Source organism: Streptomyces sp. NBC_01454, from assembly GCF_036227565.1.
In the GTDB taxonomy this organism is placed as follows: Bacteria; Actinomycetota; Actinomycetes; order Streptomycetales; family Streptomycetaceae; genus Streptomyces.
The window spans coordinates 5,304,984-5,328,003 of the sequence record NZ_CP109460.1; the positions used below are offsets into that span (position 1 = coordinate 5,304,984).

The window sequence follows — 23,020 nt, forward strand, 5'->3', positions numbered from 1 at the left end:
GGGGTCACTCCTTGTGGGAGAGGGCGCGGAGGGTACGTGAGGGGCTCGGCCGCCCGAGGGCCTCGGCCATCCACACGCTGGTGGCGGTCAGCCGGCCGAGGTCGACGCCGGTCTCGATGCCGAGGCCGTGCAGCATCCACACCAGGTCTTCGGTGGCGAGGTTGCCGGTGGCGCTCTTGGCGTACGGGCAGCCGCCGAGGCCGCCCGCCGAGGCGTCGATCGTGGTGATGCCGTGCTGGAGCGCGGCGAAGGTGTTGGCGAGGGCCTGCCCGTAGGTGTCGTGGAAGTGGACGCCCAGGCGGGAGGTGGCCACGCCCGCCTCGTTGAGGGCCGCGAGCAGATGCTGCACATGGCCGGGGGTGGCCACGCCGATGGTGTCGCCCAGGCTCAGCTCGTCACAGCCCAGGTCGAGCAGCTCCCGGCAGACCCGGACGGTCTGCGCGACGGGCACCGGGCCCTCCCAGGGGTCGCCGAAGCACATCGAGAGATAGCCGCGGACGTGCACCCCGGCGTCCTTGGCCCGCGCGATGACCGGCGCGAACATCGCCAGCGCCGCGTCGACCGTGCGGTTGAGGTTGGCCTTGGCGAAGGACTCGGTGGCGCTGCCGAACACCGCGATCCGGCGGGCGCCCAGGTCCAGCGCGCGGTCCAGGCCGCGTTCGTTGGGCACCAGCACCGGGAGGCGGTGCGGATCGATGTCGTCCAGCAGCGGGAACAGCCGCTCGGCGTCGGCGAGCTGGGGCACCCACTTGGGGTGCACGAAGCTCGTGGCCTCGACCAGCGGCAGGCCCGCCCCGGCGAGACGGTGGATGAACTCCGCCTTGATCTCGGTGGGGACGACGGTCCGCTCGTTCTGCAGGCCGTCGCGCGCGCCGACCTCGTGGATCCGTACGCGGGTGGGCAGTCCCTCCGCGGGGACCTCCATCGGCAGTCCGGCTGCGGTCATGAGGCGCTCTCCTGCCCGCCCTCGGAGGCGCTCGCGGACGCGGTGGCCCCGTCGGGGTCCTCGTGCGGGGCGATCACGGCCAGGATCTGGTCCATGGCGACGGTCGACCCGGCGGTGACGTCCAGTTCGGTGACGGTCCCGGCGTGCGGTGCGCAGATGACGTGTTCCATCTTCATCGCCTCCACGACCAACAGGCCCTGGCCGGCGGCCACGTCGTCGCCGACGGCGACCTTGACGACGGTGACGGTGCCCGGCATGGGAGCTGCCAGGGTGTCCGCGCCGTGCGCCCCGGCCGCCCCGCGCAGCGCCGCCGCCACCGGGTCGTGATCGGTCACCTGCCAGGAGTCGCCGTCCCTGCCGAGCCAGTCACCGGCGCGGTGGAAGCTGTGCACCACCCCGTCGACGGTGACGCGCACCCGGTCCGGGGTGACCTGCCCGGCCGGCGCGTCCGGCCGGATGTCACGGGCGACGGGGTCCTGGCCCGGCACCCGCAGCCAGTGGCGGACGGCGGCGGGCTCCCCGCCGAGCCGGAAGCCGCTGGGCGCGGCGAACGGGTCGCGCCAGCCGCCGCCGTCCGCCGCCGGCTCCAGCGCGGCCTGCCGCACCGCCGCGGCCGCCGCGTACACCTCGTCCGGCGCCGGGCCGCCGACCAGCCCGGCCGCCTCCCGCTCCACCAGCCCGGTGTCCAGCTCGCCGGAGACCACGTCCGGGTGGGCCAGCAGCCTGCGCAGGAACCCGGCGTTCGTCGTCACCCCGAGGATCACGGTGTCGGCCAGCGCGGCCCGCAGCCGGCGCAGGGCGCTCGCCCGGTCCGGGCCGTGGGCGATGACCTTGGACAGCATCGGGTCGTAGCGGCTGCCGACCTCCACGCCGGCCAGCAGACCGGAGTCGGTACGCGTCCCCTCGCCCTGCACCTCGTGCAGCGCCAGGACCGTGCCGCCGGTCGGCAGGAAGTCGCGGGCCGGGTCCTCGGCACAGATCCGGGCCTCGATGGCGTGCCCGGTCAGGGTGATGTCCTCCTGGGCGTACGGGAGATGCTCGCCGGCCGCGACCCGCAGCTGCCACTCCACCAGGTCCAGGCCCGTGACCAGCTCGGTGACCGGGTGCTCCACCTGGAGACGGGTGTTCATCTCCATGAAGTAGTAGGAGGCGGGGTCCTTGCCCGGGACGATGAACTCGACGGTGCCGGCGCCGCGGTAGCCGCAGGAGCGGGCCGCCTGGACGGCCGCCTCGCCCATCGCGGCGCGGGTGGTCTCGTCGAGCAGTACCGAGGGGGCCTCCTCGATGACCTTCTGGTGACGGCGCTGGAGGGAGCACTCGCGCTCGCCGAGGTGGATGACGTTGCCGTGGCCGTCGGCCAGGACCTGGATCTCGATGTGCCGGGGCCGGTCGATCCAGCGCTCGACGAGCAGGGTGTCATCGCCGAAGGAGGAGCGGGCCTCCCGGCGCGCGGACGCGATCTCGTCGGCCAGCAGCGTCTCCTCGCGGACCAGCCGCATGCCCTTGCCGCCGCCGCCCGCGGACGGCTTGAGCAGCACCGGCATGCCGATCTCCCGGGCCGCGGCGGCCAGTTGGCCGTCGTCCAGGCCGCTGCCCGAGGAGCCGGGGACGACCGGGACCCCGGCCTGGCGCACCGTCTCCTTGGCCCGGATCTTGTCGCCCATCAGCTCGATGGCCTCGGCGGACGGGCCGATGAAGACCAGCCCGGCGTCCGCGCAGGCGCGGGCGAACGCGGCGTTCTCGGCGAGGAAGCCGTAGCCGGGGTGGACGGCCTGCGCACCCGTCCGGGCGGCCGCGTCCAGCAGCCGCTCCACGGACAGATAGCTCTCGGCGGCCGGGGCCGGGCCGATCCGCACGGCCGTATCGGCCTCACGGACGTGCCGGGCATCGGCGTCCGCGTCGCTGAAGACCGCGACCGAGCGGATGCCGAGGGCGCGCAGGGTGCGGATGACACGGACCGCGATCTCGCCGCGGTTGGCGATGAGCACGGTGTCGAAATTGGTGGCCATACCTGGGGACATCCCTCTCACATCCGGAAGACGCCGTAGCCGGGCGCGGTGCTGTCCTTTTCGGGGAGCGGCGCGTTGGCACAGGCGGTCAGCGCCAGACCCAGCACCTGCCGGGTCTCCAGCGGGTCGATCACGCCGTCGTCCCACAGCCGCGCGGTCGCGTAGTAGGCGTTGCCCTGGGTCTCGTACTGCGCGCGGACCGGCGCCTTGAAGGCGTCCTCCTCCTCGGCGCTCCACTCCTCGCCGCGCGCTTCCAGCTGGTCACGCTTGACGGTCGCGAGGACGGAGGCGGCCTGTTCGCCGCCCATCACCGAGATCTTGGCGTTCGGCCACATCCACAGGAAGCGGGGGGAGTAGGCCCGGCCGCACATGGAGTAGTTGCCTGCCCCGTAGGAGCCGCCGATGACGACCGTCAGCTTGGGCACGCGGGTGCAGGCCACGGCCGTCACCATCTTCGCGCCGTGCTTGGCGATGCCGCCGGCCTCGTACGAACGCCCCACCATGAAGCCGGAGATGTTCTGCAGGAACAGCAGCGGGATGCCGCGCTGGTCGCACAGCTCGATGAAGTGGGCGCCCTTCTGGGCGGATTCGGAGAACAGGATGCCGTTGTTGGCGACGATGCCGACCGGGTGGCCGTGGAGATGGGCGAAGCCGGTGACCAGCGTCGTGCCGTACTCCGCCTTGAACTCCGCGAAGCGCGAGCCGTCCACGAGGCGGGCGATCACCTCCCGGACGTCGTAGGGCGTACGGGAGTCCGCGGGCACCACGCCGTACAGCCCGGCCGGATCGGCCTTGGGCTCCTCGACGGTCCGCACCGTCCAGGGGAGCGGCGCGCGCTCGCCGAGGGTTCCGACGATGGTGCGCACCAGGCGCAGCGCATGTGCGTCGTCCTCGGCGAGGTGGTCGGTGACGCCGGAGGTCCTGGAGTGCACCTCGCCGCCGCCCAGCTCCTCGGCGGTGACGACCTCGCCGGTGGCGGCCTTCACCAGCGGCGGCCCGCCGAGGAAGATCGTGCCCTGGTTGCGGACGATCACGGCCTCGTCGCTCATGGCGGGGACGTACGCGCCGCCGGCCGTGCACGAGCCCAGCACCGCGGCGATCTGCGGAATCCCCGCGCCCGACATCCGCGCCTGGTTGTAGAAGATCCGCCCGAAGTGCTCCCGGTCGGGGAAGACCTCGTCCTGCATCGGCAGGAAGGCGCCGCCGGAGTCCACGAGATACAGACAGGGCAGGCGGTTCTCCAGGGCGATCTCCTGCGCCCGCAGATGCTTCTTGACCGTCATCGGGTAGTACGTGCCGCCCTTGACCGTGGCGTCATTGGCGACGATCACCGTCTCGCGGCCGGAGACCCGGCCGATGCCGGCGATCACCCCCGCGGCCGGTGCGGCCCCGCCGTACATCCCCTCCGCGGCCAGCGGCGCCAGCTCCAGGAACGGCGAGCCGGGGTCCAGCAGGGCGTCCACCCGGTCGCGCGGCAGCAGCTTGCCGCGCGCGGTGTGCCGCGCCCGGGCCTTCTCGCCGCCGCCCAGCCGGGCCGCCGCGAGCTTCTCGCGCAGCTGTGCGGCCAGCTCGCGGTGCGCGGCCTCGTTGGCACGCCAGGAGTCGGACGCCGGATCGGCGGTACTCCCCAGCACCGGTGCCTGCTCCATCAGTACGAGCCCCCTTGCTCGATCGCCTGTCCCGGTGCCGCGGTCCGCGGCCGCCGGGCCATCCGGGTTAATGGGCGTTAACCACATCTCCTTCAGGTTAACGAGCACTAACCCGGCTGTCTACAATCGACAGCATGAGTAATGCGCAGGCCCCCGCCCCGATCAGCCGCCGTGAGCAGATCCTCAGGGAGGCGGCCCGGCTCTTCGCGGAGCGCGGTTTTCACGGCGTGGGCGTGGATGAAATAGGGGCCGCCGTGGGCATCTCGGGCCCCGGCCTCTACCGGCACTTCGCCGGCAAGGACGCCATGCTCGCCGAGCTGCTGGTCGGCATCAGCGAGCGGCTGCTCGCCGGGGGCCGGATGCGGGTCGCGGAGGGCGGCGAGAGCCCCGAGGCGGTGCTGCACGCACTGATCGACGGCCATATCGACTTCGCGCTGGACGACCGCCCGCTGATCACCCTGCACGACCGTGAGCTGGACCGGCTGCGCGAGGCCGACCGCAAGCGGGTCCGCCAGCTCCAGCGGCAGTATGTGGAGCTGTGGGTGGAGGTCGTGCGGGAGGTCTATCCCGTTTACGTGGAGGCCGAGGCCCGGTCCGCGGTCCACGCGGTCTTCGGCCTGCTCAACTCCACGCCGCACCTCAGTGCGCGCGCCGGCCTGCCGCCCCGTGCGGCCACCGAGTCCCTGCTCAAGCGGCTCGCCCTGGGGGCGTTCGCGGCGGCGGCGGACCGGGACCGACTGCCGGTGGAGTGATCCCGGTCGGCGGGTGCCGGCCGGCCGGTGGCTCCGGATCACCACGAGAAGCTCAAGAAATGGTCATGGCAGATTTTGCGGGAGGGCAAAGGGAATGTGCCCGGCGACCCCTTTCCCGGTGTGGAATGGATTGCCGGGGCTGAACCGGAGGATCTGTGTCTGTGTGGACGGCATGAAGGCCCCGCATTTCCGTTGATTGCCGTGAACGGTGGTGCCAGGATGAACCGCAGTTGCTACGCCCGTTAGGTGGGTGGCCCGCAGGGCCGGCCGACGGGGGACCACGTAGAGCCGAAAGCTGCGTACTCACGGGGGAGACGTTTCGGTGCCTGAGCTGCACAGAAGAGGAACCCGGTCCACGGGCCGCATGATGTGTCCATGACCAGCCAATTCATGGCGGGTATTTTTTTGGGTGGGATTTTCGCCGCCGCCACCGTCATTGTTGCGGTCATCGCCGGAAAGAGCCGGAAAGGCACTCTGCGCAAGAATTCATTTGCCGGAGTGCGGAGCAAGGAAACCCGGAGCGGCGACGCCGCCTGGCGTGCCGGGCAGCACGCGGCCCAGTGGAAGTACGTGCGGCTGATCCCGGTGCTCGTCGCCGCAGCCGTCGCGTCGTGGGTCAACGCCTTCACCGGTGGGCCCTCCTGGGTCTACGTGGTGATCGTCGTGACCAGCGGCTGTGCAGATGCCGTGATCGCCGTCTCGTCCACCACGGCCGCTCGTGCCGCGGTGCGCGAGCAGCGTCGGCACCCGGGCTGAGGCGCACCCCTCCCTCTCTCTCCTCACCCGTTGGCCCCACTGCCCCTGCGGCGGACCGCCGTGTCGGCGGCCCGGGCAGGTGTTCCAGCCGGCGAATGCCCTCTTTGTCATGCCTGCAGACAGGGCGCCGGCCGTCGCGCGCCCCGGCATGGCCAACCACACCCACCATCAACCGACTTGTGAGGGTCATCGATGCATTTCAAGAGATCTGTCGTACTTGCCTCGTCGGCAGCGGCACTGGCCGGAATCGTGGCCTGTGGCGCGTCGGCCGTGGCTGCCCCGCCGGCGGTGGCAGCCGCTCCGGCGGCGCACGCCGATGCCACTTCCGGCGGCGCCACGAAACACCACGTCAAGTACTCCGACGAGGACGTCGTCGGCCTGCTCATCTTCGCCAAGGGCAGGGCCGCTCACGACCACCCCGCTCTGGCCAAGCAGATCAGGGCCCGGCGCACGGACGGGGCGGACAAGGTGACCGCGGCCCAGATAGCCGAATTCACCGGAGCACTCAAGCGGATCGACTCCGCCTTCCACGAGAAGGTGACGATTCCGGTCCAGATCAACGACCCGTTCCAGGCCAAGCAGGGCATGCTCCGGCTCAATGACGACGTCAAGAAGTACATCGCACAGCAGAAAGCCGCCACCACGGACACGGCCCGCGCCAACGGCTGGTTGTGGCACGACGTCAACGGCCTGATCGAGATCAACGTGATCGGTGCCATCAACATCATCGGATACGCGAATGTGGCCGGCGCGACCGAGGTTGCCGTCGCCCTGGTGGTGGTCCCGTCCGCGGTGAGCTACGGGTTCGACATGAGCCGGCCCAACAGCCTGGACGCCGACACCCTGGTCTCGGACGTGGCTCGGAGTCTGTAGGCGACCCGCTCGCCGAGCAGCAGGAATGACGGGTGCGCCGGCCGTGGTGACGCCGCGGCCGGCACACCCCGCTGATCCGTCGGACCACACGCAGCCGAGGTCGCGCCCGAATGGCCCCTACGCCCACCACACACCCCGTGAAACCAGCGGAAGGACAGCATGCTCCGCTACGTCAACTGGCCCTGTTCGCCGGAGTATGCCTGTGCGTCTTCGGCTATCTTGCGGCGTCCCTCTTCTACACCTTGCCGAGCAACGCGCTGAGCAGCCGTCAGTCCAAAGGCGCCGCCAGGCACGCCCTCAACACTCTGACGCCGGAGAACTGGGCCTTCTTCACCCGAAACCCCGAGACCGTGCAGATCGGTGTTTATGCCCTGGGGGAGGACGGCGCGGGGCGGAATCTGCTGCGCACGCCGCAGGGTGCCCCGTCGAACCTGTTCGGCCTGTCCCGTACGCAACGAGCTCAGGGACCGGAGCTGGGTTTTCTCCATGCGGCTGCGGCAGCGCACTGGAAGGCCTGCGACGGTCGCCTCGCCGACTGCCTGCGGGAGTCGTCCGGCGGCAGGACATTGCGGGTGGAGAACGAGAGCCCGGTGCCGACGGTGTGCGGTGACGCCTATCTCACCCAGGAGAAGACGGTGCCTTGGAGTTATCGGGAACTGGTCCCGTACTCCAGGCGAGTTGTCAAGATCGTACATCTGGATATCCGATGCAGATAATGCCCGCTGTACATTCCCTCGCCGGCCGTCTCGCCGAGCACACCGAACGGCATGATCTCCGCTCCCGGTGGTTCGGCACCGGGCGCAGCGTCATTGCCGTGGCCCAACTGAGCGTTCTCCTGCTGACTCCCGTCAAAGCCCTGCTCGTCCCGGTTGTCGGGATGGGGGAGTTCCCGCGCTGCGACACCGTTCGCGCCGCTTCCGCACTGTGTCTCGGCGGCGATGCGGGGGGCATGGAAACGCGACGGTGGCTGCTGATCGTGGTGCTGCTCGTGGCCGCCAGTGGTTACCGGCCGCGGTGGACCGTGATCCCGCATGCCTGGGCCGCGTATTCCGTCGCGGTCAGCATTTCGGTGCCCGACGGCGGCGAGTCGGTCGGCATGATCATGTGCTTCCTGATGATTCCGGTCGGGCTGGCCGACGACCGCACCTGGCACTGGCAGCGGCCCGAATCCGCTCTGGCGCCGTCGTGGCGTACCGTTTCGCTGGCCGTCTTTCTGGCCATCCGGGTACAGATCGCCTACCTCTACCTCGACAGCGCCCTCAGCAAGTTCGGCGTGGCCGACTGGGCCAATGGAACGGCCGAGTATTACTTCCTGCGCGACGGCATGTTCGGTGCGAGCCGGCCCTGGGACGGTCTCCTGCTGTGGCTGTCCAAGAGCTCGCTGGTCGTGGTTTCCCTGACGTGGGGCGCGCTGCTGATCGAAATCGCCATCGGGGTATGTCTCTTGTCCTCGGGCCGCCGGCGCAAGGCCGGCATGGTCATGGACATCGTGCTGCACGGATCGATCATTCTCACGATGGGCCTGTGGAGTTTCGCGCTGGCGATGATCGGTTCGGCGATTGTGTGCGCGACCCCGGACCGCCGCCCGGCACAACCGGTGGCCGTCGGTTCCGGATCCGGTGCCGACGAGGTCTGCGCGCAGGAAACGGGCCGGTCCGCCGTTCCGTGCCCGGAGTGCGGTGCGCCTTCCTCCTCCGCCCCCGCCGCGGCTTCCGCCTGACGCCGGGCAAGCGAAAGCCCGTCGGCGCCGAAAAGCGCTGACGGGCTTCTTTCCGTGGCGTGCGGCCGTCCCTACCCGTGCGCCACGGGTTCTTCGAACCGGAACCTGCTTCCATTGCGCGGACCGAGGCTCGCCGTGACGCGCACGGAGGACGCTTCGGCTGTCGAGAACTCCTTGCTCGCCTCGGCGAGCCGCGCGCTCTTTTGCCCGCGGTAGCGGAAAGAGACGCTGATGCGGTGTATGCCGGGAGTCACAGCGACTCGTGTAGTGCCCCATTTTGCGGCGTATTCCTGGCCGTCGACCTCAATGACCGGATTCGTCAGCAGGTGATGAAACCATGCTGCGATGGGTGACGGTTTGACATGGACTTCTACAACTGCCGTTTGATCCGCCATGTGTTGATGCTAAATGGCCCTACCGGTAATGATCAACGGTTTCATGGGGGAATGGCCGCCGGATGGCGGATTGTTTACGCGCGCGGCGCGAACGGTACGGGGGTGGCGGCCACCGGTCGTGACGGCGGCCGCAAAAGCGTCGCAGGGAACTCTGGACGTTCGTGGTGACTGGCGGGTAACCTGCGACTGAGCAAGCGCTTAGCCAGTGCGATTCAGAGTTACTCAGGGCAGGGAGGCCGCCAGTGAAGCGGACGGTGTTCAACGAGGATCATGAGGCGTTCCGCGAGACCATACGCGCCTTCATCGAGGCCGAGGTCGTGCCCGTGCACGACGAGTGGCTCGCCGCCGGCCAGGCCCCCCGCGACTTCTACTACAAGCTCGGCGAACTGGGGATCTTCGGTATCCGGGTTCCCGAGGAGTACGGCGGCGCCGGCATCGACTCGCACAAGTTCGAGGCCGTGATGTACGAGGAGACCTCCCGCGCGGGCGTCTCCTTCGGCGGCTCCGGCGTGCATGTGCTGCTCGGTCTGCCCTACATCGAGATGCTCGCCACCGACGAGCAGAAGAAGCGCTTCCTGCCGAAGTTCGTCAGCGGCGAGGAGATGTGGGCGCTGGCGATGACCGAGCCGGGCACCGGCTCCGACCTCGCGGGCATGAAGACCACCGCGAAGCTGTCGGACGACGGCACGCACTACGTCCTCAACGGCGCCAAGACCTTCATCACCGGCGGCGTGCACGCCGACCGTGTCATCGTCTGCGCCCGCACCGCCGCGCCCCGCGAGGACGACCGCCGCTTCGGCATCTCGCTCTTCGCCGTGGACACCAAGGCCGAGGGCTACTCCGTCGGCCGCAAGCTGGACAAGCTCGGCCTGAAGGTCTCCGACACCGCCGAGCTGGCCTTCGTCGACGTCAAGGTCCCGGTCGAGGACCTGCTGGGCGAGGAGAACAAGGGCTTCGGCTACCTGGGTCTGAACCTCGCCTCCGAGCGCTGGGGCATCGCCTTCGGCGCCTACGCCCAGGCCAAGGCCGCCGTCCGGTTCGCCAAGGAGTACGTGCAGGAGCGCACCGTCTTCGGCAAGCCCGTCGCCGCCTTCCAGAACACCAAGTTCGAACTGGCCGCCTGCCAGGCCGAGGTGGACGCGGCCGAGGCCGTCGCCGACCGCGCGCTGGAGGCCCTGGACGCCGGTGAGCTGAGCCCGGCCGAGGCCGCCTCCGCCAAGCTGTTCTGCACCGAGGTCGCGCACCGCGTGATCGACAAGTGCCTGCAGCTGCACGGCGGTTACGGCTTCATGAACGAGTACCCGATCGCCCGCCTGTACGCCGACAACCGCGTCAACCGCATCTACGGCGGCACCAGCGAGGTCATGAAGATGATCATCGCCAAGTCCATGGGCCTCTAGGCCGTAAGGGCCCCGCGCACGTGAACGACGCACTGCGGTCCCTGCTCGATCTGCTCGCCCTGGAGCGGATCGAGCAGGACATCTTCCGCGGCGAGAGCCGCGCCTCGGTCGTGCCCCGCGTCTTCGGCGGCCAGGTCGCCGCCCAGGCGCTGGTCGCGGCCGGGCGGACGGTCCCGGACGACCGCCCCCCGCACTCCCTGCACGCCTACTTCCTGCGCCCCGGCGACCCCGGCGCGCCCATCGTCTACACCGTCGACCGGATCCGCGACGGCCGGTCCTTCACCACCCGCCGGGTCGTCGCCGTCCAGCACGGCCAGCCGATCTTCCACCTCTCGGCCTCCTTCCAGACCCACGAGGAGGGCCTGGAGCACCAGGAACCGATGCCGCCCGCGCCGGACCCGCTGACCCTGCCCACCCCCGCCGAGATCCTGCCGCGGCACGCCGGCCGTTTCCTCACCCCGGCCGTCGCCGACCGGCTGCTGGAGGCCCGCGCCGCGATCGACCTGCGCTACGTCGACGAGCCGCCCTACGCCACCGTCGGCGAAGTACGCGAGCCCCGCTCACAGGTGTGGTTCCGCACGAACGGCGACCTGGACAAGGCCCTCGCCGACGGCGCCGGCTGCGGCGACACGGTCACCCGCCCCCTGCTCGACATCTGCCTGGTCACCTACGTCTCCGACATGACCCTGCTGGACTCGATCCTGCTCGCGCACGGCCGCGGCGGCTGGGCGGTCGGCGACGTGGTCGGCGCCAGCCTGGACCACGCCATGTGGTTCCACCGCCCCCTGCGCGCCGACGACTGGCTCCTCTACGACCAGGAATCCCCCACCGCCCAGGCCGGCCGCGGCCTCGGCAAGGGCCGCATCTTCACCTCCGACGGCTCCCTGGCGGCTTCGGTGATCCAGGAGGGGGTCATCCGGGTGCCGCGGGGATAGGGGGTGGTCGGCTCAGGGGTTGTGCGTGGTGGGGGCCACCCGCGCCGCTTCCGCCATCGCCAGATGCCACGGATACCCCCCCGGGCGCCGCTCGCCCGGCGCGTTCGGTTCGAAGCCACCGGGCCCATACACCACCGATACGCCGACTCGCCGCAGCGTTGCCACGGACCGGTCGAACTGCGGGTGTTGGACGTACGCGGTGTTCACGCACGGCATCGCGACGGTGGGAATGCCCTTGCCGATGCCCTCAGCCACCACCCCGATCACGAAGTGGTGCGTCAGTCCGAGCGCCCAGGCATTGAGGGAATTGAAGGTGACCGGCGCGAACACGATCACGTTCGCCTGAGGCCAGACATCAGGGTCTGCCGGTCGCTTGTACTCGGATCGGACCGGGTGTCCCGTCAGCTCTTCCAGCAGCGCCACTTCACCGTCGAGCCACCGAGCCGCCGTGGGTGTCAAGCCGACGCAGACCTCGAATCCGGCCGCCCGGGCGTCACGCGCCACTTCGGCGAACTGCTGAACGGGCGGCGCGGCGGAACCGAACAGGTACAGCACGGGACGACGATTCATCACGCCATCCCACCACAGACGGTCGGTGTGCACCGGGGGGCCGGGGGCAAGAGCGGGCACGGGGGCGGTCGTTGGGGTACTGACGTTCCGCATGACTGCACGGGGCCTGGTTCAGGGCCTCCCGCTGCCGGGCCTGCGGATGTCGTACGAGGGCCACCCGTCCCGAGTGCCCCGGTAGCGGAACCCGTTCTTCTCCAGGACCCGGCCGGAGGCGGTGTTGTCGGGGTGGTGCCGGGCGCCGATGCTCGTCACCCCGGTGGCGGTGAACGCGTGGCGCAGCATGCCGGCGACGGCCCGAGTCGCGTATCCGCGGCCCCAGGAGTCCTCGCGCAGCAGGTAGCTGAGGGTGCCGTGGCGCTCGGTGCGGCAGCGCAGCCGGACCATCCCGAGCAGGTCGCCGTCGGCTGCGATGCCGAAGGCCCATCGGTCACGCGGCTCGGCGCGGGCGCGGGCGAGCGTCTGCGCTACCAGGTCAACGGCCTCGTTGAGGGTGAGTGCCCGGCGTTCGAGGTACGTCAAGGAAGCGCCACAGTAGATCCGTTGGAGCGCGGGCGCGTCCGCCATGGTGAGTTCCCGGAGTGCGATCACTCGGCCACCTGCGCCAGGACTCCCGCGAGTTCGGCGGCCGTCGGCCGGTCGCCCGCTCGGCCGAGGAGGGCCGGACGCAGGGTGTCCTGGAACGCCGGCCAGGGGGCTGCGGTGTCGAGGGGGAGGCGACGGCCGGCGATGTGCGCGCGGAGTTCTGCCGGGGTGAGCCGGCCGGGCTCGATCCCGGCCACGGCGTAGTCCAGTGGCCAGCGGCCGGTCACGCAGGTCCATAAGGTTCCGGCGAGGGCGTACACGTCGGCGGCGGTACTCGGGACCGCCGGCTGGATACCGGCATTGACGGACTCGGCCAGTTCCGGCGCAACCAGGTGGGTGAGGCCGCCACGGAATGCGGTGGCCGGTTCCGTGCCTTCGCGCCAGGACCAGGAACAGTCGATCAGCCGTACCCCGTGGTCGGTGTGGATGCCGTGGGAGGGCTGGAGGTCGGAGTGGATCCAGCCGGAGGAGTGGAGCGCCGCCACGGCCCGGCACAGGTCCACGGCGGCTGACCGGGCGCCGTCCTTCCCGTCCGCGCCACCCCGCACCGGAGCGAACGCCTGCCAGGTCGACGGCCCCGCGAACCACGAGGTCACCAGCCAGGCGTCTCCCTCGCCCCCGCCGGACGCCAGGAGGTAGTCGGGCCAGCCGATCGTCTTGAGGACCGCCGCCTCCCGCCGGGTGACGGCCGCCCCGTCGCCGTCGCCGGCCTTGACCGCGACCGCTCCTTCCGGACCGGTCGCCTTCCACACCGCCGCGCCACGCCGGTAGGAGACCTCCGTCAGTTCGGTCGACGTGCCGCAGGCCGCTTCGGTGGAGGCAACGGCGGCTGGGGGAAAATCAGGGAACTGGCCCATTTCTTCACTGCCTTCCACTCGTACGGGAGCCCCTGGAACACCTCGCGCCCGTCGTCCACAGCTGTGGAGAGCGACCGCGCGAGGTCCGGGGTGTCTGCGAGGAACCGGGGGTCGACAGGTCGGACGGCACAGCGCACGGCGAGGAACGAAAAAGGGGGCGCGGGAACACGCTCGCCCCGTCGGTCGGTGGCGTCCTCGCCGGTCCAGAACTTGCCGCACATCAGCCCCACCGGTCCGTAGAGGTGCTTCAGCGCCCAGTGCGGCCACGCCATCACTTCACGAGGGGGTGCGGCGCGGCCTCCCAGGAGCACAATGTTCTCGCATACGAGCGTGCCGTGCGGCCGAGTCGTCAACGGCCGTATCCATTCCGCGGCCTGCACTCCCGCGTGGAACACCTCGGCCTCGACATCAATGGGCCGGGCACCCTCGGAGATCTCGTACACCGTCCAGCCCGTCAGTCCCCGAGCCACCGACGGCATCAGGAACGGGCAGTGGGAGGCCACCGCGCGGATATGGCCGTGGACGTCCACCGTCTGCGGTTCGCAGGTCCGGCCCTCGACGAGGCGGAGTGCCCCGGCGCCGGGCCGGGGCACTCCGACGATGCCGGTGATGCTCACCGAGTGGTGAGCTTCCGGCGCTTCGGGACGCTTTCCGGGTCTTCCGGCGCCGGCGAGCAGTTCCACTCGGCCCACACCTCGCCGGTCGCCCGGTAGCGGTCCGCTGCTTTCTCGTCGACGATGCCGTCCGCGTCCGTGAACCAGAGGACGGGCAGCGGGCCGAACAATTCCTCGTACGTCCGGATCCAGGAAATCTTTCCCGAACCGTAGGTGGAGACGTGCCCGAAGACCTGCCCGGCGTGCCGATGGCAGAACGGGGCGTACTCGGGAGTGCTCATCAGCCGATGCCATACGGCATCGACACCGGTCGAGAACATCTCCGGAGCGGTTTTGCCCGCCTCGAATTCCCGGGCGCTGACCGCAAAGAACTTTCCCAGCTCTGCTCGCTCAGGGGTTTGTGCGGGATGCATGGTGTGCTCCTCTCGATGGACAGGCCAGGGGTCCAGTTCTCCCGGCCTCAGTGGAAGTCGTCGGCCGCGATCCGCTCGTCCCGAGTACGCGTCACTGTCAACGTGGTCGGGTCCTGCACCGGCCATTCCTTGATCCCCGGACGCCGCAGATAGGGGATGCCCTTCCGGAAGTCGGTCAGGATGGCGAGTCGGCCGGGAGCGTATTCGACCTCATCGCCGATCTCCGGCAGCCTTCCGAGGCTCACCGCGCGGCCTCCGTTTCCGTGGCGGCGCCGAGCAGGACGTTGCAGGGGCGGCATGCGTGCCGACCGTCCGGGCCGGTGGCCTTCTCCCTGGCCAGGCTGTAGACGCGGTGGCAGCAAGGGCACGCCTGGCCCGTGATTTCGTGGACTGTCCATGCCGTGAGGGCGGGAACCGCATCCCACCCGGTGGTCAGGGGGTGGGACGTGGTGGATGCGGTGGGCACTGTGGTCAGTCCTCCAATTCGCTGTGGGAACGAGCCGCCACGACTCAGTCGGCTCATGACCAGCTAACGGGGTGCCGGGGCAAGGTGATGAGGGAGATCGGACCACCTCTTCTCCGCAACCCCTAGGGCGATTTGGAGATCGCTTTAGCTGACGACGCGACGACTACGGGGCTACCGTACGAGCATGAGTGCGTCACGAAACGCGACCCTTGAAGCATGGATGACGGAAAACGGCTACAGCTCCAATTCGCTGGCCGAGGCGGTGAATTCAGCAGTCGGGGACCTCACCGGGAAAGTCGGCGGGCTGGACGGCTCATCGATCCGGGACTGGAAAGCGGGCCGGGTGCGGTGGCCGAAGTCGGCGACCCGAGTGGCGCTGGAGAAAATCACCGGCCTGCCCGCGACCGCCTTAGGGTTCGTACCGCGGGGCCGCGCCCCGTCGTCCGCTGCCGCCCCACCGCCGGAGGACCCCGTGGAACGCCGTCGCTTTCTCACCGCCGGGACGGGCTTGGCCGCTGCCGCGGCCACGGCGTCGTCCGGCGCGGGCCGTCGGATCGGGAGGAGCGATGTGGAGCGTCTCCAGCAGCGTTTCACCGAGATCATCGTGAGCGATCACCGTCACGGCGGCCGACTCGGTATCGAGCAGAAAGCCGTAGCGCTCGCCGACGAGGCCCTGGCCCTGCAAGGCTCCGGGAGCGCCAGTCAGCGAGTGCGTGCCTACGTCTACGCCTGCGCGGCGGCATTCCGGTCCTCGGCGATGTGGGCCGCTATCGACGGGCGGCGTTTCGAAGAGGCGATGGTCCATATGCGGGAGGCTCAAGCACTCGCCGAATTATCAGCCGACCCCGCCATCAAATTCCGTATTTGGTCACATGCCAGAACGCTGTACCGGCATATGGGCCGGCCCATGGAAGCATTGGCTGCGAATGACGTTGCCCGCAGTCTCTCCCTCACGCGTCGTGATCCACTGTTCGCATCCCTCGGCCTTGCCAGGCAGGCAGCCATTCACGGTGTGGCCGGAAACGCCATAGCCACCCGGCGCGGTTTCGCCCAGGCCCAGGAAGCGATGGACCGCGCCGATCCGCGTGCCCACCGCCCCGTGTGGATGACCTCGTTCTACGACCAGGCGGAGTTGGATTCGCTCGCGCTCACCGGATACCTCGCCCTCGGAGACTATGAGACCGCGGAAGCGCACGCGCACCGATGTCTGGCGGCCCTCCGGCCCCATATGCAACGGTCGAAAGCCATTGCCACCACCCGGCTGGCGTGCGCCCAACTCGGCCAGGAGGAGGTAGGTCCAGCCGTCGCCACCGCCATGTCGGTCCCCCGTGATGCTGGTGCGCATCACCCCCGGGCCGTCCGGATGCTCCGCAGCTTCCACGTCAAGCTTCACGCGATGGCGCCGAACAGCCCGACCACCCGCGTGTGGGATCAGTACGCACACACCATCCGGAAGGAATTGCCATGACGCCCACCGTCGAGCTGCGCACGTTCCACTCGCTCGAACCCGCCCGGCAAGACCTCCTTAGCGTGTACGCCGGTGTCCGCGCAGACCTCTTGCACCTTCCGAACTACGCGGTCACGGCTTTCGCTGAGCGTCTCGACCGCCATTCCCAGGAGCCGGGTTGGGTGGCTGTCCTTGCCTATGCGCAGGAAGATCCCATCGGCTACGCCTACGCCAACACCGTGGACTCCGCCGACCGTTGGTGGAAACGCGTGACGCCCGCTCCACCGGCTGATTACACCGCCCGGCATGCCGTAGCCCTCAAGGAAATCGGTGTGCGTATCCCCTGGCGCGGCACCGGCACCGCTCGGCGCATCCACGACACCCTGCTTGCCGACCGCAACGAGCCCTACGTCTCGCTCATGGTCAACCCGCTCGCCGGAGAAGGGAAGGTGCACCGCCTCTACGAGTCCTGGGGGTACGAGGACCTCGGGCAGAGCCAGCCGTCGGCCGCCTCGCCGGTTCTGATGGCGATGATCAGGTCCGTGCGCTGAGCCAGGGCCGCCGAACCGGTATTGCCTCCCGGCGGGCTCTGGCCGGTCCTCAGCCCGACACCCCCGCCGCATCCAGCAGATAAGCCGTCAGCGGGTCGTAGTGCCGCGGGCTCAGGACGTGGTCGTCCAGGGGGATGGTCACGCGTAGGGTGCCCTCGGACTCGGCGAGGAAGAGGGCCGGGTCGTTGGAGTCGGCGAAGCCCAGTGCGTCCAGGCCGCGTTGGGCGGCGCAGCCTGCCCAGCCGTGGTCGGCCATCACCAGGTCCGGCAGTGGGCGGCCCTCCCGTTCCAGGCCGTCCAGGATCGCGGCCATCGGCTCGGGGGAGTGGGTGTGCCACAGCGTCGCGCCGCGCTCCAGCATCGCGACGTCGCCGAACTGGAAGACCATGCCGTCGTCCGCCCGCAGCCCCTCCGGGATGACGACGATCTCGCAGCCCGCCGCGCGCAGCGCCTCGGCCGTCGCGCGGTGCACATCCAGCAGCCCGCCCGGGTGGCCGGTCGCGAACAGCACCCGCTGCTTGCCGGCCGCCGCCTTGCGCAGCACCGCGGCCGCCCGGTCCAGCCCGTCCACCGTCAGTTCCGGGTCGATGGTGTCCTGCCCCTGCCGGTGGTGCGGGTCGTCGTTCACGCCGCAGCGCTCCGCCATCACGGCCAGGATGTCCTGCTCGTCCGTCCACCGGTCGCCGAATTCCAGGCCGAACCAGTAGTAGCGGTCACCGTTGGCGAGCCGGCGGTAGTGGGTGAGGTTGTTCTCGCGGGGGGTGGCGACCTCACCGGCGATCCGGGTCCGTACGAGATGATCGATGAGTTGGGCGCGCGTGGGGGCGGTGGCTGCGGAGGCTATCGGCATAGCGCCATTGTGCCCGTAGGGATGATCCGGGGCCGGACGGTTCCGCAGCCCGGACACGGGGGTGCGGGGAGCGGTGCGGCGCCGTCACGGTGTGCACTCGGAGGAGCAGCAGGTCACCGGCTCGTCGCAGCCCCTGCGGACGGCTGGCCAAAATGTCCAACGCCCCCGGCCCGCTCTCCGCAAATGTCCATGGGGCAATCGTCCGGCCCTGCCTACCCTCACCCTCATGACCTCCACCTCCACCGGGCCCGTGGGCCCCGTCGACTCCTCCCGTGTCCCGCGCTACGCCGGGCCCGCGACGTTCGCGCGGCTGCCCCGCCTCGACGAGGTCGGCGGCCGGGCCGACGTGGCCGTCGTCGGTGTCCCCTTCGACAGCGGCGTCTCCTACCGCCCCGGCGCCCGCTTCGGCGGCAACGCCATCCGTGAGGCGTCCCGTCTGCTGCGGCCCTACAACCCGGCCCAGGACGCCTCGCCCTTCGCGCTCGCGCAGGTCGCCGACGCCGGTGACATCGCCGCGAACCCGTTCAACATCAACGAGGCCGTGGAGACGGTCGAGGCCGCGGCCGACGACCTGCTCGCCACCGGCGCCCGGATGATGACCCTCGGCGGCGACCACACCATCGCCCTGCCGCTGCTGCGGTCGGTCGCCAAGAAGCACGGCCCGGTCGCGCTGCTGCACTTCGACGCCCATCTGGACACCTGGGACACCTACTTCGGGGCCGAGTACACCCACGGCACCCCCTTCCGCCGGGCCGTCGAGGAAGGCATCCTCGACACCTCCGCGCTCTCCCACGTCGGCACCCGCGGCCCGCTCTACGGCAAGAAGGACCTCGACGACGACGAGAAGATGGGCTTCGGCATCGTCACCTCGGCGGATGTCATGCGCCGCGGCGTCGACGAGGTCGCCGACCAGCTGCGCCAGCGCATCGGTGACCGTCCGCTGTACATCTCCATCGACATCGACGTGCTGGACCCGGCGCACGCGCCCGGCACCGGCACCCCCGAGGCCGGCGGCCTCACCTCCCGGGAACTCCTGGAGATCCTGCGCGGGCTGTCCTCCTGCAACCTGGTCTCGGCCGACGTGGTGGAGGTCGCCCCGGCCTACGACCACGCGGAGATCACCTGCGTGGCCGCCTCGCACACCGCGTACGAGCTGACGACGATCATGTCGCGGCAGATCGCCGCGGGGAGGGGTGGGGAGTAGGTCACCCCTGCGCGGCCCCGCGAGGCCGCGCGCCCCGGTAGCCGATGCGCCGGCCCGCCACGGAGGACGTGGCGGGCCGGCGTCCGTGCGCGGGCCGGACCCTTCGGTACGTGAGCTTCTAGGTCTCCCGGGTCTGGGGCGCCTTCATGGCGGTGATCCGCTGCCCCTCCGCCTCGGCGTTGGCGACATGCTGCTTCATCAGGGACTCGTTGAAGTCCTCGTCGGCCTGGTGGTTGTCGGCCATGGTGTTCAGGGCGCCGCCGATCTCCTGGAGCTTGGCGGCCAGATGCCCCATCGACTCGTACATGCCGTCGCGCAGGCCCTCGTAGACCACGCCGAACTTCTCGCCGATCTCGTCATCGCCCCAGGGCGGGGTGTCCTGCCCCTCCAGGCCGGTGAGCCCGTTCTTCAGCTTGGTGACCGCGGACTGGTAGCGCTCCCCGACGCCGGTGAAGTCCTTGCCACCGGTCTTCAGTGACGGAATGTCGGCCTTCAGCCCGTCCCCTGCCATGGCGGTCCCCGTTCCTCGTCCGCGGTGTCCCGTGTGCCGCTGTGTCGTCCGGTGTCGTCCTGTGTCGCACCGCGGTGTCCTGGTGCGTCCTGCACGGCTCTCGTCCGGCACCGCGCAGCCTGCGGCGGAGTCGAGTCTAGTCGGGTACGGGCGGGGCGGCGGAAGGGAGTTGACCGTCCTCGGCCGTTCCCTCAGTCCGCCGGGGCGTCCCGGTCGAGGGTGCGCAGGGCGAACCAGAGTTCCATGCGGACGTCGGGGTCGTCGAGGTCGGTGTCGAGCAGGCTGGCGGTGCGGGCGATGCGCTGGCGGACGGTGTTGCGGTGGATGCCGAGCGCGGTCGCCGTGCGGTCCCAACTGCCGTGCAGTGAGAGCCAGTTGTGGAGGGTGAGGCGGAGCTGCGGGGCGCCGTCCAGCGGGGTGAGCAGGGCGCGGGCGTGCCGGCGGGCGTCGTCGGCGGCGACGAGTGAGGTGATGCCGTGCGGGCCGGGGGAGTGCGGGCGTACCAGGGCGGCACGGGTGGCGAGGGCGCGGCGCAGGGCGGCGGCGGCATGCCGGTCGGCGGCGGGCAGTTCGGCGACCGGGACGGGGGCGCTGACGCCGAGCGTCCAGCCGGGCTGTGCGGTGATCTCCCGCTCGGCGGGGACCAGGGCGCGGACGGCGGGGGCCGCGGCCGGGGCGGCCGGCGGCCCGGATCCGGTGCCGGGGGCCGCCGGCCGCTCCGGGCCCGGGTCGAGCAGCGGGGTGCCGAGCGCGGCGGCCAGGGCGGCCGCCGGCCGGTTGGTGTCCCGGCGGCGTTCGGCGTGGACGACGGCCCACAGCCGCGGTCCGAGCAGCGGGGCGACCTCGTCCGGGTGGCCGCCGAGCAGCAGACGGACCAGGGCCGCGCCGTGCCCGGCGGCGGCCGGATCGGGCTCGGTGGCCGGGCCGGTGATCAGGGAGAGGAGCACGGCGGCGACGCCGGCGATGGTGTGCGCGGGCCGGTCGTGCGCCTCCGCGGCCACGGCCAGGGCGAGCGCCTGCGGGCCGTGGCCGCGCCCCGTCAGGGCGTAGGCGGACAGTGAGGCGCCGGGGAGGGTGTCGGTCGCCGAGGACGGGCCGCCGTCCCCGACGACCTGCGCGAGGCGCCCGGCCGCGGCCCGGACGACGGCGGTGGGAGGGGGCCCGGCCGCGCTCCGCACCGCGCCGTCCCCGGTGAGCAGCGCGGTCCAGCCGTGCACATGGCGGGCCAGAGCGCGCAGCACGGCCGTGGCCGGCTCGGGGCGGGCGGCGGCCGCGGCCAGCGCGCGCTGCGCCTCGCTGAGCCGGGTCAGCTCGCGGTGCCTGGCCTGCGTGACGGCCTGCCACACGGCGCTCTCCACCGCGGTGAACGGGGTGCCCGCCGGGACCTCGACCAGCGGGAGGCCGTGCCGGACGCAGGCCGCCACCAGGGCGGGCGGGACACTCGCGTGCACCGGCGCGATCCCGAAGCCGAGGGCGGCGGCACCGGCCGCGACGGTACGGGCGGCATAGCCGTCGAGATAGGCGTCCACGGCGGGGGCGCCGCCGGTCACCTCCGCCAGATGCACCCCCGCCGTCAGCAGCATCTCGCCGCCCAGGAGGTACGGCACCGGGTCGGCCATCTCGGAGGTGTGCACCCAGTGGATGGCGACGCCCTCGCGGGGCCCGGCCAGCTGGCGCAGGCCCAGATCCGTCCGGGCGAGCAGCTCCGCGAGCGGCACCGGCGGGGTGGACGGCGGGGGCAGCGGGCGCGGCATGTGCGAACCCTCCACTTCGGGGGCGGTGAATGGAGGAAACGTACACTTCAGCGTCGCCTTGCCGCCTCCTAGGGTCAACCCCCAGGCGCGGTGCCCGGCGGGACCCCCGCTCACCGGGCGCCCGCCCCACCTCCCCCACACCCGTTGCCCCTCTGCTCTTGCTTCTCTCCCCCCTCGGCGCAGCTGGAAGGGATGGCCCATGGCTGTCGACTATGCGGTGATCGTGCTCTATTTGGCCGGAATGCTCGCGGTGGGCTGGTGGGGGATGCGGCGCGCCACCTCCAAGAGCGACTTCCTCGTCGCCGGCCGCCGCCTCGGCCCGGCGATGTACTCGGGCACCATGGCGGCGATCGTGCTCGGCGGTGCCTCCACCATCGGCGGGGTGGGGCTCGGCTACCAGTACGGGCTCTCCGGCGCGTGGATGGTCTTCGCCATCGGCCTCGGGCTGCTCGCGCTGAGCGTCTTCTTCTCCGGCCGGATCGCCCGGCTGAAGGTCTACACCGTCTCCGAGATGCTGGACCTGCGCTACGGCGGCTCCGCCGGGCTCATCTCCGGCATCGTCATGTGGGCGTACACGCTGATGCTGGCGGTCACCTCGACGATCGCCTACGCGACGATCTTCGATGTGCTCTTCGGCCTGGACCGGACGCTCTCGATCGTCATCGGCGGAGCCATCGTCGTCGCGTACTCGACGCTCGGCGGCATGTGGTCGATCACCCTCACCGACATGGTCCAGTTCGTCGTCAAGACGATCGGTGTGCTGCTGCTCCTGCTGCCCATCGCGGTCATCAAGGCGGGCGGCTTCGGGGAGATGGCGGACCGGCTGCCGCACGACTACTTCGCGCCGCTCGGCATCGGCGGCCAGACGGTCTTCACCTACGTGCTGATCTACTCCTTCGGCATGCTCATCGGGCAGGACATCTGGCAGCGGGTCTTCACCGCCCGCAGCGACCGGGTGGCGCGCCTGGGCGGCACCGCGGCCGGTACGTACTGCCTGGTCTACGCGCTGGCCGGGGCGGTCATCGGCACCGCGGCCAAGGTGCTCTACCCGCATCTGGGCAGCCCGGACGACGCCTTCGCCACCATCGTCAAGGACACCCTGCCCGTGGGCGTGCGCGGACTGGTGCTGGCGGCGGCGCTGTCCGCGGTGATGTCCACCTCGTCGGGCGCGCTGATCGCCTGCGCCACGGTCGCCCACAACGACATCTGGTCGCGGGTCAGGGGCGCCGTCCGGGCACGGCCGTACCCGGCCGCCGGGGCCGCGTCCGCGACGGCCGGCGGCCCGCAGGACGGCGAACGGGCCGGGGCACCCGACGAGGTGCGCGGCAACCGCGTCTTCACCCTGCTGATGGGACTGGCCGTCATCGTCATCGCCGGCGCGCTCAACAACGTCGTCGAGGCGCTCACCCTCGCCTACAACGTCCTGGTCGGCGGCCTGCTGGTGCCGATCCTCGGCGGCCTGCTGTGGAAGCGCGGCACCGCCGCCGGCGCGCTCGCCGCGGTCGCCGTCGGCGGGCTGACCGTCATCGGCCTGATGGCCTCGCTCGGGGTCCTCGCCAATGAGCCGATCTACTACGGGCTGCTCGCCTCGCTCGTGGCGTACGTGGTGGTCAGCCTGGCCACCCGGCCCACGGACCAGGCGGTGCTGACCGTCTGGCGGGAGCGGCTGGCGGGCCGGGCGGACGCCCCGTCCCCGCTGTCCCGCGTCTGAGGACGCACGGCCGCCGGGCCACGTCCCCCCGCCCCCTCACCTCCCCACCCACCAC

Annotated in this window: 24 protein-coding genes; 11 read left to right on the forward strand and 13 right to left on the reverse strand. The window is 70.9% G+C overall.

From position 1 onward, the window contains the following. Positions 1 to 4 precede the first annotated feature (4 nt). From OIU81_RS23525 to OIU81_RS23535, 3 genes are read right to left on the reverse strand one after another with little or no spacing between them, the layout of a single operon-like run. Positions 5 to 946 carry a hydroxymethylglutaryl-CoA lyase gene (locus OIU81_RS23525; RefSeq protein ID WP_329150991.1) on the reverse strand — a complete coding sequence of 314 codons (942 nt, stop codon included), beginning with the start codon at positions 944 to 946 and terminating at the stop codon, positions 5 to 7. Continuing rightward, positions 943 to 2,955, reverse strand: a complete 2,013-nt coding sequence (locus OIU81_RS23530) for an acetyl-CoA carboxylase biotin carboxylase subunit (protein WP_329150993.1) — start codon at positions 2,953 to 2,955, stop codon at positions 943 to 945. Before OIU81_RS23530 ends, OIU81_RS23525 begins: the two co-directional genes overlap by 4 nt. Positions 2,956 to 2,972: 17 nt before the next feature. After that, entirely contained in the window at positions 2,973 to 4,604 is a 1,632-nt protein-coding gene (locus OIU81_RS23535) for a carboxyl transferase domain-containing protein (protein ID WP_329150994.1), read from the reverse strand. A gap of 134 nt (positions 4,605 to 4,738) precedes the next feature. Between OIU81_RS23535 and OIU81_RS23540 the strand changes: the two genes are divergently transcribed. The 5 genes from OIU81_RS23540 (at position 4,739) to OIU81_RS23560 (ending at position 8,705) form a co-directional block, all read left to right on the forward strand. After that, positions 4,739 to 5,356 carry an SACE_7040 family transcriptional regulator gene (locus tag OIU81_RS23540; protein WP_329150996.1) on the forward strand — a complete coding sequence of 206 codons (618 nt, stop codon included), beginning with the start codon at positions 4,739 to 4,741 and terminating at the stop codon, positions 5,354 to 5,356. A 375-nt stretch (positions 5,357 to 5,731) separates the two neighbouring features. Beyond that, on the forward strand, positions 5,732 to 6,112 hold the full coding sequence (locus OIU81_RS23545) for a hypothetical protein (RefSeq protein ID WP_329150998.1): 381 nt from the start codon (positions 5,732 to 5,734) through the stop codon (positions 6,110 to 6,112). 270 nt (positions 6,113 to 6,382) lie between these two features. After that, the gene (locus OIU81_RS23550; protein ID WP_329151000.1) at positions 6,383 to 6,985 is read left to right on the forward strand and encodes a hypothetical protein; all 603 of its coding nucleotides are present in this window, start codon (positions 6,383 to 6,385) and stop codon (positions 6,983 to 6,985) included. Between the two features lie 137 nt (positions 6,986 to 7,122). After that, a complete protein-coding gene (locus OIU81_RS23555; RefSeq protein ID WP_329151003.1) occupies positions 7,123 to 7,701 on the forward strand; it encodes an SdpA family antimicrobial peptide system protein in 579 nt (192 codons plus the stop codon). Further along, positions 7,701 to 8,705 carry a sporulation-delaying protein SdpB family protein gene (locus OIU81_RS23560; protein WP_329151005.1) on the forward strand — a complete coding sequence of 335 codons (1,005 nt, stop codon included), beginning with the start codon at positions 7,701 to 7,703 and terminating at the stop codon, positions 8,703 to 8,705. The genes OIU81_RS23555 and OIU81_RS23560 overlap by 1 nt, the downstream gene beginning before the upstream one ends. Before the next feature lie 71 nt (positions 8,706 to 8,776). On the opposite strand, the gene OIU81_RS23565 is transcribed toward OIU81_RS23560, so the two are convergent. Continuing rightward, positions 8,777 to 9,100: a hypothetical protein gene (locus OIU81_RS23565; RefSeq protein ID WP_329151006.1), complete on the reverse strand. Its 324-nt coding sequence runs from the start codon at positions 9,098 to 9,100 to the stop codon at positions 8,777 to 8,779. A 242-nt stretch (positions 9,101 to 9,342) separates the two neighbouring features. Here OIU81_RS23565 and OIU81_RS23570 point away from each other — a divergent pair, with 242 nt between their 5' ends. Then, positions 9,343 to 10,500: an acyl-CoA dehydrogenase family protein gene (locus tag OIU81_RS23570; protein WP_329151008.1), complete on the forward strand. Its 1,158-nt coding sequence runs from the start codon at positions 9,343 to 9,345 to the stop codon at positions 10,498 to 10,500. 20 nt (positions 10,501 to 10,520) lie between these two features. Then, positions 10,521 to 11,435, forward strand: a complete 915-nt coding sequence (locus OIU81_RS23575; protein WP_329151010.1) for an acyl-CoA thioesterase — start codon at positions 10,521 to 10,523, stop codon at positions 11,433 to 11,435. A 12-nt stretch (positions 11,436 to 11,447) separates the two neighbouring features. On the opposite strand, the gene OIU81_RS23580 is transcribed toward OIU81_RS23575, so the two are convergent. The 6 genes from OIU81_RS23580 to OIU81_RS23605 all read right to left on the reverse strand — a co-directional run bounded on the left by OIU81_RS23580 (position 11,448) and on the right by OIU81_RS23605 (position 14,716). Then, positions 11,448 to 12,005 (reverse strand): flavoprotein, encoded by a 558-nt coding sequence (locus tag OIU81_RS23580; protein WP_329155315.1) that lies wholly within the window; start codon positions 12,003 to 12,005, stop codon positions 11,448 to 11,450. 111 nt (positions 12,006 to 12,116) lie between these two features. Then, positions 12,117 to 12,593 (reverse strand): GNAT family N-acetyltransferase, encoded by a 477-nt coding sequence (locus tag OIU81_RS23585; RefSeq protein ID WP_329151012.1) that lies wholly within the window; start codon positions 12,591 to 12,593, stop codon positions 12,117 to 12,119. Continuing rightward, positions 12,590 to 13,444 carry a hypothetical protein gene (locus OIU81_RS23590; RefSeq protein WP_329151013.1) on the reverse strand — a complete coding sequence of 285 codons (855 nt, stop codon included), beginning with the start codon at positions 13,442 to 13,444 and terminating at the stop codon, positions 12,590 to 12,592. Before OIU81_RS23590 ends, OIU81_RS23585 begins: the two co-directional genes overlap by 4 nt. After that, a complete protein-coding gene (locus OIU81_RS23595) occupies positions 13,369 to 14,061 on the reverse strand; it encodes a hypothetical protein (protein ID WP_329151015.1) in 693 nt (230 codons plus the stop codon). The genes OIU81_RS23590 and OIU81_RS23595 overlap by 76 nt, the downstream gene beginning before the upstream one ends. After that, a complete protein-coding gene (locus OIU81_RS23600; RefSeq protein WP_329151017.1) occupies positions 14,058 to 14,471 on the reverse strand; it encodes a hypothetical protein in 414 nt (137 codons plus the stop codon). Before OIU81_RS23600 ends, OIU81_RS23595 begins: the two co-directional genes overlap by 4 nt. 47 nt (positions 14,472 to 14,518) lie before the next feature. After that, entirely contained in the window at positions 14,519 to 14,716 is a 198-nt protein-coding gene (locus tag OIU81_RS23605; RefSeq protein WP_329151019.1) for a hypothetical protein, read from the reverse strand. A 405-nt stretch (positions 14,717 to 15,121) separates the two neighbouring features. On the opposite strand from OIU81_RS23605, the gene OIU81_RS23610 reads away from it, so the two are divergent. Together OIU81_RS23610 and OIU81_RS23615 are read left to right on the forward strand one after the other, a co-directional pair. Beyond that, positions 15,122 to 16,405, forward strand: coding sequence for an XRE family transcriptional regulator (locus tag OIU81_RS23610; protein ID WP_329151021.1), 1,284 nt, complete (start codon positions 15,122 to 15,124; stop codon positions 16,403 to 16,405). Continuing rightward, positions 16,402 to 16,935 carry a GNAT family N-acetyltransferase gene (locus OIU81_RS23615; protein ID WP_443074033.1) on the forward strand — a complete coding sequence of 178 codons (534 nt, stop codon included), beginning with the start codon at positions 16,402 to 16,404 and terminating at the stop codon, positions 16,933 to 16,935. Before OIU81_RS23610 ends, OIU81_RS23615 begins: the two co-directional genes overlap by 4 nt. Before the next feature lie 49 nt (positions 16,936 to 16,984). Here the strand turns inward: OIU81_RS23615 and OIU81_RS23620 are convergent, their stop codons facing one another. Next, positions 16,985 to 17,785, reverse strand: a complete 801-nt coding sequence (locus OIU81_RS23620) for a phosphatase (RefSeq protein ID WP_329151023.1) — start codon at positions 17,783 to 17,785, stop codon at positions 16,985 to 16,987. Positions 17,786 to 18,011: 226 nt separating this feature from the next. On the opposite strand from OIU81_RS23620, the gene speB reads away from it, so the two are divergent. Further along, the gene (gene speB / locus OIU81_RS23625) at positions 18,012 to 18,989 is read left to right on the forward strand and encodes an agmatinase (RefSeq protein WP_329151025.1); all 978 of its coding nucleotides are present in this window, start codon (positions 18,012 to 18,014) and stop codon (positions 18,987 to 18,989) included. A 118-nt stretch (positions 18,990 to 19,107) separates the two neighbouring features. Here the strand turns inward: speB and OIU81_RS23630 are convergent, their stop codons facing one another. Both OIU81_RS23630 and OIU81_RS23635 read right to left on the reverse strand, forming a co-directional pair. Next, positions 19,108 to 19,500 carry a WXG100 family type VII secretion target gene (locus tag OIU81_RS23630; RefSeq protein WP_329151027.1) on the reverse strand — a complete coding sequence of 131 codons (393 nt, stop codon included), beginning with the start codon at positions 19,498 to 19,500 and terminating at the stop codon, positions 19,108 to 19,110. A gap of 191 nt (positions 19,501 to 19,691) precedes the next feature. Beyond that, a complete protein-coding gene (locus tag OIU81_RS23635; protein WP_329151029.1) occupies positions 19,692 to 21,254 on the reverse strand; it encodes a PucR family transcriptional regulator in 1,563 nt (520 codons plus the stop codon). Between the two features lie 199 nt (positions 21,255 to 21,453). Between OIU81_RS23635 and OIU81_RS23640 the strand changes: the two genes are divergently transcribed. Further along, entirely contained in the window at positions 21,454 to 22,965 is a 1,512-nt protein-coding gene (locus OIU81_RS23640; RefSeq protein ID WP_329151031.1) for a sodium:solute symporter, read from the forward strand. The last annotated feature ends 55 nt before the right edge of the window (positions 22,966 to 23,020 follow it).

What these genes read in the sequence shown, in the direction of transcription:
- OIU81_RS23525 (WP_329150991.1), bottom strand. Translation starts at nt 946, where the DNA reads ATGACCGCAGCCGGACTGCCGATGGAGGTCCCCGCGGAGGGACTGCCC.
- OIU81_RS23530 (WP_329150993.1), bottom strand. Translation starts at nt 2,955, where the DNA reads ATGGCCACCAATTTCGACACCGTGCTCATCGCCAACCGCGGCGAGATC.
- OIU81_RS23535 (WP_329150994.1), bottom strand. Translation starts at nt 4,604, where the DNA reads ATGGAGCAGGCACCGGTGCTGGGGAGTACCGCCGATCCGGCGTCCGAC.
- OIU81_RS23540 (WP_329150996.1), top strand. Translation starts at nt 4,739, where the DNA reads ATGAGTAATGCGCAGGCCCCCGCCCCGATCAGCCGCCGTGAGCAGATC.
- OIU81_RS23545 (WP_329150998.1), top strand. Translation starts at nt 5,732, where the DNA reads ATGACCAGCCAATTCATGGCGGGTATTTTTTTGGGTGGGATTTTCGCC.
- OIU81_RS23560 (WP_329151005.1), top strand. Translation starts at nt 7,701, where the DNA reads ATGCCCGCTGTACATTCCCTCGCCGGCCGTCTCGCCGAGCACACCGAA.
- OIU81_RS23565 (WP_329151006.1), bottom strand. Translation starts at nt 9,100, where the DNA reads ATGGCGGATCAAACGGCAGTTGTAGAAGTCCATGTCAAACCGTCACCC.
- OIU81_RS23580 (WP_329155315.1), bottom strand. Translation starts at nt 12,005, where the DNA reads ATGAATCGTCGTCCCGTGCTGTACCTGTTCGGTTCCGCCGCGCCGCCC.
- OIU81_RS23590 (WP_329151013.1), bottom strand. Translation starts at nt 13,444, where the DNA reads ATGGGCCAGTTCCCTGATTTTCCCCCAGCCGCCGTTGCCTCCACCGAA.
- OIU81_RS23600 (WP_329151017.1), bottom strand. Translation starts at nt 14,471, where the DNA reads ATGCATCCCGCACAAACCCCTGAGCGAGCAGAGCTGGGAAAGTTCTTT.
- OIU81_RS23610 (WP_329151021.1), top strand. Translation starts at nt 15,122, where the DNA reads ATGAGTGCGTCACGAAACGCGACCCTTGAAGCATGGATGACGGAAAAC.
- OIU81_RS23615 (WP_443074033.1), top strand. Translation starts at nt 16,402, where the DNA reads ATGACGCCCACCGTCGAGCTGCGCACGTTCCACTCGCTCGAACCCGCC.
- OIU81_RS23620 (WP_329151023.1), bottom strand. Translation starts at nt 17,785, where the DNA reads ATGCCGATAGCCTCCGCAGCCACCGCCCCCACGCGCGCCCAACTCATC.
- speB (WP_329151025.1), top strand. Translation starts at nt 18,012, where the DNA reads ATGACCTCCACCTCCACCGGGCCCGTGGGCCCCGTCGACTCCTCCCGT.
- OIU81_RS23630 (WP_329151027.1), bottom strand. Translation starts at nt 19,500, where the DNA reads ATGGCAGGGGACGGGCTGAAGGCCGACATTCCGTCACTGAAGACCGGT.
- OIU81_RS23635 (WP_329151029.1), bottom strand. Translation starts at nt 21,254, where the DNA reads ATGCCGCGCCCGCTGCCCCCGCCGTCCACCCCGCCGGTGCCGCTCGCG.
- OIU81_RS23640 (WP_329151031.1), top strand. Translation starts at nt 21,454, where the DNA reads ATGGCTGTCGACTATGCGGTGATCGTGCTCTATTTGGCCGGAATGCTC.